The organism is Nocardioides sp. (assembly GCF_964228225.1).
Classification (GTDB): Bacteria; Actinomycetota; Actinomycetes; order Propionibacteriales; family Nocardioidaceae; genus Nocardioides.
In genome coordinates, this window is sequence record NZ_CAXQZB010000008.1 from 1 (window position 1) to 10,588 (window position 10,588).

Consider the following 10,588-nt stretch of genomic DNA (forward strand, 5'->3'; position numbering starts at 1 on the left):
CCCCCGCGCGGGGCCACCGGCCGTTCGCATGCGTGGCGAGCCGTCTACTCGGCGCCGGCCGCCACCAGGGTCGGCGGGGCGACGACGGTGCCGGGGGCGTCGAAGCGGTAGTCGCCCAGCGGGTAGCGACGTGCGTCCCACATCGTCTCCAGGGTCGGCGAGGGCCGGAACGGGACGTCGCCGTGCTCGTCGAAGTAGTAGCTGTTCGCCGAGCCGCACCGGCCCTGGAAGAACACCTGGCGCGGGCGCCGCGACAGCATGCGCTCCCAGAAGCGCGTGTTGGCCTCGGGAGTGACCTCGACCCGCGTGGCACCGCGGTGCCGCGCGTGCTTGAGCGCCCGCACGACGTGGGCGGTCTGGGTCTCGATGAGGTTGAAGTAGGAGCTGCCGTTGTAGCCGTAGGGCCCCAGGATGCTGAACAGGTTCGGGAACCCGGGCACGCTCACGCCGTGGTAGGCCTGGAACCGCTGGGCGCCCCAGAACTCGTCCAGGCTGACCCCGCCGGCCCCCACGACGTCGTAGGTGGGCATGTTGCCGCGTTCGAAGACCTTGAAGCCGGTGGCGAGCACCAGCACGTCGATCTCGTGGCGGGTGCCGTCGCGGGTCACGACGGCGTCGGGGGTGATCTCGGCGATGCCCCCGGTCTCCAGGTGCACGTTCTCGCGGTTGAAGGCCGGCAGGTAGTCGTTGGAGAAGCTGGGGCGCTTGCACCCCAGGGCGTAGTCGGGGGTGAGCTTGGCGCGCACCTCCGGGTCCCTCACCGCGCGCTTGAGGTAGGCGCGGCCCAGGGCCTCGCCACCCGCGGCCAGCGGCACCACGCCGTAGAAGTGGGCCGCGAGCGGGAAGGTCACCTCGACGTAGGTCTGGCTGACCAACCGGCCCACACGCTTGGCACCCGGCACCGCGCCGAGCAGCGCACGCACCGGCGCGGGCATCGGCGCGTCGGGCTTGGGCAGGCACCAGATCGGGGTGCGCTGGAAGACCGTGAGCGAACTGGCGACCGCGGCGATGTTGGGCACGGCCTGCACCGAGGACGCTCCGGTGCCGATGATCGCCACGCGCTTGCCCGTGAGGTCCACGCCGTGGTCCCAGCGCGCGGTGTGCATCGTGGTGCCGGCGAAGTCGGCCACGCCCGGGATGTCGGGCAGGTTCGGCTGGGTGAGCACGCCGGTGGCGCCGACGACGAAGCGGGCGGTGATCGCGGTGCCGTCGGCGAGGTCGAGGCGCCACAGGTGGGCGACGTCGTCGAAGGTGGCGGCCACGACGCGGGAGCGCAGCCGGATGCGGCGCCGCACGTCGTACTTGTCCACACAGTGCTCGGCGTAGGCCTTCAGCTCCGCACCGGGGGCGTAGAGGCGCGACCAGCGGGCGGTCTGCTCGAAGGAGAACTGGTAGCTGAAGGAGGGGATGTCGACCGCGACGCCGGGATAGGTGTTCCAGTGCCACGCGCCGCCGATGCCGTCGCCGTCCTCGAGCACGACGTAGTCGCTGAAGCCGGCCTTGTCGAGCAGGATCGCGGCGCCGATGCCGGAGAAGCCGCCACCGATGATGGCGACGTCGTGGTCGGGCACGGGGAGGGCGCGGGCGTCGGGGGCCTGATCGGTGCTGGTCACGGGATGGTCTCCTTCACCGCGGCCCGGGGGCGGGCGCTGCGGGTCGATCGGGATGGACGGCGGGTCGGGGCGGAGCTGGTGGCGTCGGTGACGGTGCGCACCGCCGCGCCGGCGGTGATCACCAGGACGTCGACGCGGTGTTCGATGCCCTCCGCGGTGCGGACCCCGAGCGGGTGATCCTCGCCACGATCCATGATGGCGTACACGGGCCAGGCCACCAGTCGGCACCGCTCCCCGAGCGCGGTGTAGAAGGCCGGCGCGACCACCGGACGCCGCGCACCGAAGCGCTGGTGCGGGGTGAGCAGGCGCCGCACCCACGGGTCGTCGACCCGGCGACGCAGCCGCCGGGCGGCGAGGCGGCGTCCGAGCGGACCGGGCACGCGGTCGCCCCCGAAGGGCACGAGCCAGTCGGGGTGGTCGCAGAAGGCGACGACGGACCCGGCGCTGGCCAGGGCGTGGTCGACGACGGGCGCCACCTCCCCGCCAGGACCGACGACGCCGACCCGCCGGCCGGTGAACTCGCGCATCAGCCAGGTCCCGTCGGTGATCACCCGCGGCTGCGAGGGCGGGCGCAGACCGCCCCGCGGGAGTCCCTCCGGGGCGCTCACGAGGCCACCGGCTCGTGGGTGAGCTCCTCGGTCCAGCTCTGCGGCTTGCCGAGCAGCCGGGCGGGCACCAGGCCGGTGATCCTGACCAGCGGGTCGGCCAGGAAGCGGTGGTAGGGGTGGGCGCGGTTGATCATCATCGCGGCCTGCGCCCCGAGCACGTGGTAGGCCGGGATGCGCTTGATGTGGGGGCCACGCGCGCCGATGGTGTTGAACCGCTTCACCGCGTTGTAGAGCTTCTGCTCCGACATGCCCATCGCGATGATGTTGTCGCGCATCTTGTTGATCAGCGGCACGAACACGATGATCAGGCCGAGCACGACCTGGGGCTTGAGGTTGCCGAAGCTCTCGATGAGCAGCTGGTGCACCGGACCCGCCCCGATCAGCTCGAGCACCTGGAAGTCCACCGTGATGTGGCGGGCCTCGTCGGCGTTGATGTGGCGGAAGACCTCGTGGCAGATCGGGTCCTGCACCTCGTCGAGCAGGAACTTCACCAGCGCCCCGTCCAGCGCGCACTCCAGCAGCGGGATGAGCGTGGCCAGACCGGTGAGCGGGAGCGTGTCGCCGAACTGGTCGAGCATCTTGATCGCCATGCGGACGTTCACGTTCGGCTCGGGGATCGAGCCGTCCTCGTCCAGCATCCCCCAGCGCTTCATCAGCGCCAGCTCGGCGTTGGCGTGCTTCTGCTCCTCGGCGTGGAAGTAGCGGTAGATCTCGGCGATCTCGGGGGTGGGCGCCTTGGTGGCCAGGGAGGCGAAGCCGCGGGCGCCGACGTGCTCGATCCACACCAGGTCGGCCATGAAGGGCCGCATCCGCTCCCGCACCTCGGGGGTGATCAGCTCCGCGCCGGGGGCGTCCCAGTCGATGTCGGCCAGCGACCACTGCTTGTCCTTGATGGTCTGCAGCATCGCGGCGAAGTCGTAGCCCTCGGCCCCGCCGGCGGATCCGGAGGAGTCGGTGGCGGGGTCGGCGAGACGGGTCGTGCTCATCGGTGGGCCTCCTGGGAGTCGGTCGGGGTGGTGGCGCCGGGCGGCGCGCTCGGGGGCGGGGCGACGCGGCCCAGCAGGCCGGCCACGCGGGTGTAGGGCACCGGGACGAGCCGCTTGGTGCGCCACAGCAGCTGGGCGTCGGGCTGCGGCACGACGTAGAGCCGGCCCTTGTCGAGGGCGTCGAGGGTGGTGCGGGCCACGCGCTCGGGCGAGAAGCCGGTGACCTTGGCCAGTGACGCCGCGAGCTGGCGCGCGCGGGCGTCGATCAGCTCGCCCTCGAAGATGCCGGTGCGCACGAAGGTCGGGCACAGCACGGTGACCCCCACGCCGGTGCCGGACAGCTCGGCGGCCAGCGTCTCGGACAGGCTGACGACGCCGGCCTTGGACACGTTGTAGGCCGCCATGCGGGGCGCGGCGGTGAAGCCGGCCGCGGAGGCGACGTTGACGACGCCTCCCCCGCCGGCGGCGCGCATCGCCGGGACGAACGTGCGACAGCCGTGGATGACGCCCCACAGGTTCACGCCCAGCGTGCGCTCCCAGTCGGCCAGCGGGGTGTCCTCGGCGGTGTGGCCGCCGGCGCCGATGCCGGCGTTGTTGCACACCAGGCTGGCGGCCTCGCCGAACCAGGCCCGCGAGCGCGCCTCGAGCTCGACGACCTCGGTGGCGCTGGCGACGTCGCAGCGCACGGCGAGCGCGCGCCCTCCGGCCGCCTCGATCCGGCCCGCGGTGACGGCGGCGGTGTCGAGGGCGAGGTCGGCGCACACGACCTGGCTGCCGCGGCGGGCGAGCTCGAGGGCCAGCGCGCGTCCGATGCCGCTGCCGGCGCCGGTCACCACGGCGCGCGCACGACGGGTGCGGCGGCTCATGCTCCCGCCGCCCAGAGCAGGTCGCCGGCGGCCGACGGGCGCCCGGCAGCGGTGTCAGCAGCGGCGGCGGGGGTGGCCTCGGCGAGTCGGGCCCGCAGGAAGTGCGCCGCCTCGCGCAACGCCCGGTGGGCCTCGGGCACGACCCGGGTCAGCGCCTGGAACACGTGCACCTGGTCGGGCCACACGTCGAGCTCGACGTCGACCCCGGCCGCGCGCAACCGACGGGTCAGCTCCACGGCGTCGGCGGCGAGCATCTCCGCTCCCCCGGCCTGGATGAGCACCGGCGGACAGCCGACGAGGTCGTCGGGGGCGAGGGCGAGGCGGGGGTGGTCGCCGTGCTCGCCGACGTAGAGCGCGAGCAGCCGCGCGGCGCGGGCGGCGGTGGTGAGCGGGTCGCGACGGATCCGCTCACGACCGGCGGAGAGCCCCATCGACAGGTCGACCACCGGCGAGAGCGCCAGCACGCCGGCCGGGAGGTCGGCGCCGTCGGCGATGAGGTCACGCACGAGCGTGAGGGCGAGGTGTCCGCCGGCGCTGTCGCCGGCCACGACGATGCGGTGGGCAGGCACGCCGGTCTCGCGCAGGTGGTCCCACGCGGCGCGGACGTCGTCGGCCGCGGCGGGGAACGGGTGCTCGGGGGCGAGGCGGTAGTCGACCGACAGCACGCGCAGCCCGGTCTCGGCGGCGAGCCGGGTGGTGAGGCCGCGGTGGGTGCGGGCCGAGCACATCATGTAGGCGCTGCCGTGGAGGTAGAGGAGCACCCCCGGCACCTCCTCCCCCGGACCCCCGGCTCCCGGGTCGGCGAGCCCGGCGGGCGGGGTGATCCACTCGGCCCGAAGCCCGGTGGCGGCGGTGATCCGGCAGCCCGGGGTGCGGGGCGAGAAGGCCGCGAGGTTGGCCGCGATGACCGCCCGCGAGAACGGCACCCCGCGGGGGCTGGCGGGGATCACCGCGGTCAGCGGCCGCAGCGTGAGGGAGGCGCTGAGCGAGACCGCGCGACTGCGGCGGGAGGGACGGCGTCGTCCCTGTTTCTGAAGGCGCATGCCCTCAGATTGCAATCTGCAGGCAGGTGCCGTCAAGATGTTCCCGTGACGGAGTCCGGATCCGGGTCGCGCCGGCGCTACGGCGGGAAGACCGCCGAGGAGCGGCGCGAGGAGCGCCGCGACCAGGTCCTGCGCGCCGGGCTGGCGATCTGGCAGGAGCAGGGCTGGGCGGCGGTCACGATGCGGGGCGTCTGCAGCCGGGCCGGCCTGACCGACCGCTACTTCTACGAGAGCTTCCGCGACCGCGACGACCTGCTCGGCACCCTGTTCGACCAGGTGCGCGACGAGACCCTGGCCAGCCTACTCACGGCCTTCGAGACCGCCGGCGACCGCACCGCCGGCGGGCAGCTGCGCCAGGCGCTGCAGACCATCGTCACCAGTCTCACCGAGGACCCCGAGCGCGCGCAGGTGCTCTTCGGCGACCACGCCGGGAGCGCGGTGCTCGAGCAGCGGCGTCGCGACACCGTGGCCCTCACCACCGACCTCATGGTCACCCTGGCGCGCCCCTTCCTGCGCGCCGACACCGACGAGTCGGCGCTGCGCGTGGACACCCTGTTCGGCCTCGGCGGGTTCGTCGAGGTCGTGCTCGCCTGGCGGGCCGGCGCCGTCCCGCTCACCCCGGCCGCACTGGTGGCCCACTTCGCCGAGGTCGGCTCGGCCCTGGCCGCGCGCCATCTCGACCCGGACCTGGAGGTGGACGGCCGACTGGGGCCCGCGGGGGCCGACGCCCTAGGCTCGACCCCGTGATCGAGCTCCGTACGCCCACCCAGATCGAGCAGATGCGGCCCGCCGGCGAGTTCGTCGCCTCGGTGATCAAGGCCCTGGCCGCCAAGGCCGACGTCGGGGTGAACCTCCTCGAGCTCGACGCGCTGGCCCACCAGATGATCCGCGAGCGCGGCGCCGAGTCCTGCTACATCGACTACCACCCCTCCTTCGGCGCCTCGCCGTTCGGCAAGGTCCTGTGCACCAGCGTCAACGACGCCGTGCTGCACGGCCTGCCCTTCGACTACGTCCTCCAGGACGGCGACCTGCTCTCGGTCGACTTCGCGGCCAGCGTCGACGGCTGGGTGGCCGACTCCGCCCTCTCGGTCGTGGTGGGCACCCCGCGCGAGGAGGACCTGCGCCTGATCGAGGTCACCGGCCAGGCGCTGGACGCCGGCATCTCCTGGGCCCGTCCGGGCAACCGGCTCGGCGACATCTCCGCCGCCATCGGCGAGGTCGCCCGCAGCCACGGGCTGCTGGTCAACCTGCAGTTCGGCGGGCACGGCGTGGGCCGCACCATGCACGGCGACCCCCACGTGCCCAACGACGGCCGCCCCGGTCGCGGCCTCAAGCTCAAGCCCGGGCTCGTGATCGCGATCGAGCCGTGGTTCATGCACACCACCGACGAGATCTACACCGACGCCGACGGCTGGACGCTGCGCAGCAAGGACGGCTCGCGCGGCGCGCACATGGAGCACACGGTCGCCATCACCGAGGACGGTCCGCTCGTGCTCACCGCGCGCGACTGAGCGACGCCCCGCACCACCACGGAACGCGACGACGCCCGGCCGGGTCCCCGGCCGGGCGTCGTGCTGTCCGTCGTGCTGTCGGTCGTTCCCCCGTCTCTCCTCAGGCGTAGCGGACGCGCAGCTCCTTGACGCCGTTGACCCAGCTGTGGCGCAGCCGGCGGGGGCCCGCCACCCGCGCCAGGTCGGGCGCGAGGTCGGCCAGGGCGTCGAAGATCAGCCGGATCTCCTGGCGGGCGAGGTTGGCACCCACGCAGTAGTGCGCCCCGTGGCCGCCGAACCCGACGTGCGGGTTGGGGCTGCGGGTGATGTCGAAGCGGAAGGGATCGGTGAACACGTCCTCGTCGAAGTTGGCGCTGGCGTAGAACAGCGCCGCCCGCTGGCCGGCGCGCACCGTGACGCCCCCGACCTCGACGTCGCGCAGGGCGGTGCGCTGGAACACCGACACCGGCGTCGCCCACCGCACGACCTCGTCCACCATCTCGGCGGGTCGCTCGCGCTTCCACAGCTCCCACTGGTCGGGGTGGTCCAGGAAGGCGTCCATGCCGTGGGTGATGGCGTTGCGCGTGGTCTCGTTGCCGGCCACGGCGAGCAGGATCACGAAGTAGCCGAACTCGTCGTCGGTGAGCCCGACGCCGTCCTTGTCGGCGTGCACGAGCTTGGTGATGATGTCCTCGCGCGGACTGGCCTTGCGGTCGGCCGCCAGACCCATCGCGTAGCCGAGGATCTCGGCGGCGGCGATGTCGGGCTGGCCCTCGATGTCGGGGTCGTCGGAGACCAGCATCTGGTTCGACCAGTCGAAGAGCTTGAACCGGTCCTCCTGCGGCACGCCGATCAGCTCCGCGATCGCCTGCAGCGGCAGCTCGGCGGCCACGTCCTCCACGAAGTTCCCCTCGCCCTTCGCGAGGGCGGTCTCCACGATCGTGCGCGCCCGCAGCGTCATGACCTCCTCGAGGGCGTTGATCGCGCGGGGCGTGAAGCCGCGGCTGATGATGCCGCGGGTGTGGGTGTGCTCGGGGGCGTCCTGGTTGAGCAGGATCAGGCGCTGCATCTCGACCTGCTCGCGGGTCATCCCCTCGGTGAACCGCACGATCGCGCCGTTCTCCGAGGTCGACCAGTCCTTGGAGTTCTTGCTGATGGCCGCGACGTCGGCGTGGCGGGTGATCGCCCAGTAGCCGTCGCCGCTCTCGGTCGACATGCCGTCGTAGGTGCCGGGAGCCTGGGCCACCCAGTGCACCGGCGCCGTGCGGCGCAGGAGCGCGAACTCGTCGTGCGGGATGCGCTCCTCGATGAGGAACGGGTCGGTGGGGTCGAAGCCCTCGGGCAGCGCCATCGGCTCGGTCGTGGTCATCGGGCGGCCTCTCAGCGGTAGCGGACCGGCATGGACTTCACGCCGTTGAGCCAGCCCGACCGCAGCCGGTCGGGCTCGCCGAGCAGGCTGATGTCGGGAGCGAGGTCGGCCAGGGCGCGGAACATCAGGTCGACCTCGAGGCGGGCCAGGTTGGCACCGATGCAGTAGTGGGCGCCGTGTCCACCGAAGGCCTGGTGCGGGTTGGGGCTGCGCGTGATGTCGAAGGTGAAGGGGTCGGTGAAGACGTCCTCGTCGAAGTTCGCGCTGGCGTAGAACAGCCCGACCCGCTCGCCCTTGGCCACCGGGACGCCACCGACCTCGACGTCGTTCAGCGCGGTGCGCTGGAAGACGGTGACCGGGGTGGCCCAGCGGATCATCTCGTCGGCCGCGGTGGCCGGACGCTCACGCTTGTACAGCTCCCACTGGTCGGGGTTGGTGAGCATGGCGTGCATGCCCCACGTGATGGCGTTGCGGGTGGTCTCGTTGCCGGCCACGGCGAGCAGGACCATGAAGAAGCCGAACTCGTCGTCGGTGAGGCCGCGGCCCTCGACGTCGGCGGAGACCAGGCGGGTGATGATGTCGTCCTGGGGGTTCGTGCGCCGCTCGTCGGCCAGGGCCATCGAGTAGGCGAGGATCTCCATGAAGGCGATCTGCTGGTCACCCTCGACGGTCGGGTCGTCGTAGCTCATCATCTGGTTCGACCAGTCGAACAGCTTGCCGCGGTCCTCCTGCGGCACGCCGAGCAGGTCGGCGATGGCCTGGAGCGGCAGCTCGGCGGCGACGTCGTCCACGAAGTTGCCCTCACCCTTGGCCACGGCCGCCTCGACGATCGAGCGGGCGCGCTGCTCGAGGTCGTCGTGCAGCTGGTTGATCGCGCGCGGGGTGAAGGCGCGGCTGATGATCTGGCGCAGCTTGGTGTGGTCGGGCGCGTCGTGGTTGATGAGCAGGAAGCCGGTCTGCTCGCGCTCCTCCTTGGTCATCTCGGGCGCGAACCGGATGATGACGCCGCTCTCGCGGGTGGAGAAGTTGGTGGAGTCCTTGGAGATGGCCGCGACGTCGGCGTGGCGGGTGACGGCCCAGTAGCCGGTGTGGTCGGGGAAACCGCCCCGGGCCTCGGCGTCCTGGGTGACGTAGGAGACCGGCGCGGTGCGGCGCAGCGCGAGCATCTCCTCGTGCGGGAACCGCTCGACCATGATGTCGGGGTTGGTGGGGTCGAAGCCGGTCGGGACGGCGGTCGCAGTCACAGATCTCCCTCTCACGTGGAACACGTTCTAGTGACCGCGAGACTACAGACACTCACCTGGATACGAAAGGCTTTCGTCGGCGATTCTGAGACCGGGGTCACAGCGTGCCCACCGGGGCGCCGATCTTGCCGCAAACGAGAACACGTTCTAGTTTGTCGCCATGGGCAACCCCGTGATCATCGACGCCGTCCGCACTCCCCTCGGCAAGCGGAAGGGCTGGCTCGCCGGCGTCCACCCCGCCGTGCTCCTGGGGCACGTCCAGCGCGAGGTCCTCGCCCGGGCGGGCGTCGACCCGAATCTCGTGGAGCAGGTCGTCGGCGGCGTCGTCACCCAGGCCGGGGAGCAGTCCAACGGCATGGTGCGCCGGGCGTGGCTGCACGCCGGTCTCCCCCAGCACACCGCTGGCACCGTCGTCGACGCGCAGTGCGGCTCGGGCCAGCAGGCCGCGCACCTGGTGCACGACATGATCGCCGCCGGCAGCATCGACGTCGGCATCGCGTGCGGCGTGGAGTCGATGTCGCGCATCCCGCTGGGCGGCAACGTGCCCGCCGGGCTCGGCGACCCGCGGCCCTCGGACTGGACCATCGACATGCCCAACCAGTTCGAGGCCGCCGACCGGATCGCCGCCAACCGCGGCCTCACGCGCGCCGACCTCGAGGCCTTCGGCCTGGCCTCGCAGGTGAAGGCCCGCGCCGCCGTCGACGAGGGCCGGTTCACGCGCGAGATCGCCCCCGTCACCGCCCCGGTGCTCGACGCCGAGGGCAACCCCACCGGCGAGACCCGCGTCGTCGACACCGACCAGGGCCTGCGCGAGACCACCCTCGAGGGACTCTCGCAGCTGCGCACCGTGCTGCCCGAGGGCCTGCACACCGCCGGCACCTCCTCCCAGATCTCCGACGGCGCCTCCGCGGTGCTGATCATGGACGAGGACAAGGCCCGCGCCCTCGGCCTCACCCCCCGCGCCCGGATCGCCAGCCACTGCCTGGTCGGCTCCGACCCCTACTACCACCTCGACGGCCCGATCGACGCCACCCAGCGCATCCTCGACCGCACCGGCCGCTCGATCTCCGACTTCGACCTCTTCGAGGTCAACGAGGCCTTCGCCTCCGTCGTCCTGTCCTGGGCCGGCCAGCACCACGTCGACCTCGACAAGGTCAACGTCAACGGCGGCGCCATCGCCCTGGGCCACCCCGTCGGCGCCACCGGCGTCCGCCTCATCACCACCGCCCTGCACGAGCTCGAGCGCCGCGACGCCTCCACCGCCCTGCTGTCCATGTGCGCCGGCGGCGCCATGGCCACCGGCACCGTCCTCGAACGCCTCTGAGGCCGGGTCCTGCGACGGGTTGCTCGGCTGGCCCAGCACACCCTC

Annotated in this window: 10 protein-coding genes; 3 read left to right on the forward strand and 7 right to left on the reverse strand. The window is 72.6% G+C overall.

The window, feature by feature from the left end; translation table 11 throughout:
- Window positions 1-44: 44 nt before the first annotated feature.
- From ACERUJ_RS01935 to ACERUJ_RS01955, 5 genes are read right to left on the reverse strand one after another with little or no spacing between them, the layout of a single operon-like run.
- Window positions 45-1,613 (reverse strand): flavin-containing monooxygenase, encoded by a 1,569-nt coding sequence (locus ACERUJ_RS01935; protein WP_370246749.1) that lies wholly within the window; start codon window positions 1,611-1,613, stop codon window positions 45-47.
- Window positions 1,610-2,221: a hypothetical protein gene (locus ACERUJ_RS01940; protein WP_370246750.1), complete on the reverse strand. Its 612-nt coding sequence runs from the start codon at window positions 2,219-2,221 to the stop codon at window positions 1,610-1,612. The genes ACERUJ_RS01935 and ACERUJ_RS01940 overlap by 4 nt, the downstream gene beginning before the upstream one ends.
- Window positions 2,218-3,207, reverse strand: coding sequence for a ferritin-like domain-containing protein (locus ACERUJ_RS01945; protein WP_370246751.1), 990 nt, complete (start codon window positions 3,205-3,207; stop codon window positions 2,218-2,220). The genes ACERUJ_RS01940 and ACERUJ_RS01945 overlap by 4 nt, the downstream gene beginning before the upstream one ends.
- Entirely contained in the window at window positions 3,204-4,073 is an 870-nt protein-coding gene (locus ACERUJ_RS01950; protein WP_370246752.1) for an SDR family NAD(P)-dependent oxidoreductase, read from the reverse strand. The genes ACERUJ_RS01945 and ACERUJ_RS01950 overlap by 4 nt, the downstream gene beginning before the upstream one ends.
- Window positions 4,070-5,116 (reverse strand): alpha/beta hydrolase, encoded by a 1,047-nt coding sequence (locus tag ACERUJ_RS01955; protein ID WP_370246753.1) that lies wholly within the window; start codon window positions 5,114-5,116, stop codon window positions 4,070-4,072. The genes ACERUJ_RS01950 and ACERUJ_RS01955 overlap by 4 nt, the downstream gene beginning before the upstream one ends.
- A 45-nt stretch (window positions 5,117-5,161) precedes the next feature.
- Here ACERUJ_RS01955 and ACERUJ_RS01960 point away from each other — a divergent pair, with 45 nt between their 5' ends.
- Entirely contained in the window at window positions 5,162-5,863 is a 702-nt protein-coding gene (locus ACERUJ_RS01960) for a TetR/AcrR family transcriptional regulator (RefSeq protein ID WP_370246754.1), read from the forward strand.
- Window positions 5,860-6,627: a type I methionyl aminopeptidase gene (gene map, locus ACERUJ_RS01965; RefSeq protein WP_370246755.1), complete on the forward strand. Its 768-nt coding sequence runs from the start codon at window positions 5,860-5,862 to the stop codon at window positions 6,625-6,627. Before ACERUJ_RS01960 ends, map begins: the two co-directional genes overlap by 4 nt.
- Window positions 6,628-6,727: 100 nt before the next feature.
- On the opposite strand, the gene ACERUJ_RS01970 is transcribed toward map, so the two are convergent.
- Window positions 6,728-7,975, reverse strand: coding sequence for a cytochrome P450 (locus ACERUJ_RS01970; RefSeq protein WP_370246756.1), 1,248 nt, complete (start codon window positions 7,973-7,975; stop codon window positions 6,728-6,730).
- A gap of 11 nt (window positions 7,976-7,986) precedes the next feature.
- Window positions 7,987-9,219: a cytochrome P450 gene (locus ACERUJ_RS01975; protein ID WP_370246757.1), complete on the reverse strand. Its 1,233-nt coding sequence runs from the start codon at window positions 9,217-9,219 to the stop codon at window positions 7,987-7,989.
- A 160-nt stretch (window positions 9,220-9,379) separates the two neighbouring features.
- On the opposite strand from ACERUJ_RS01975, the gene ACERUJ_RS01980 reads away from it, so the two are divergent.
- A complete protein-coding gene (locus tag ACERUJ_RS01980; RefSeq protein ID WP_370246758.1) occupies window positions 9,380-10,543 on the forward strand; it encodes a steroid 3-ketoacyl-CoA thiolase in 1,164 nt (387 codons plus the stop codon).
- The last annotated feature ends 45 nt before the right edge of the window (window positions 10,544-10,588 follow it).

Excerpts from the sequence above, each read along its gene's own strand:
- ACERUJ_RS01945 (WP_370246751.1), bottom strand. The coding sequence starts at position 3,207 with ATGAGCACGACCCGTCTCGCCGACCCCGCCACCGACTCCTCCGGATCC.
- ACERUJ_RS01950 (WP_370246752.1), bottom strand. The coding sequence starts at position 4,073 with ATGAGCCGCCGCACCCGTCGTGCGCGCGCCGTGGTGACCGGCGCCGGC.
- ACERUJ_RS01955 (WP_370246753.1), bottom strand. The coding sequence starts at position 5,116 with ATGCGCCTTCAGAAACAGGGACGACGCCGTCCCTCCCGCCGCAGTCGC.
- ACERUJ_RS01970 (WP_370246756.1), bottom strand. The coding sequence starts at position 7,975 with ATGACCACGACCGAGCCGATGGCGCTGCCCGAGGGCTTCGACCCCACC.
- ACERUJ_RS01980 (WP_370246758.1), top strand. The coding sequence starts at position 9,380 with ATGGGCAACCCCGTGATCATCGACGCCGTCCGCACTCCCCTCGGCAAG.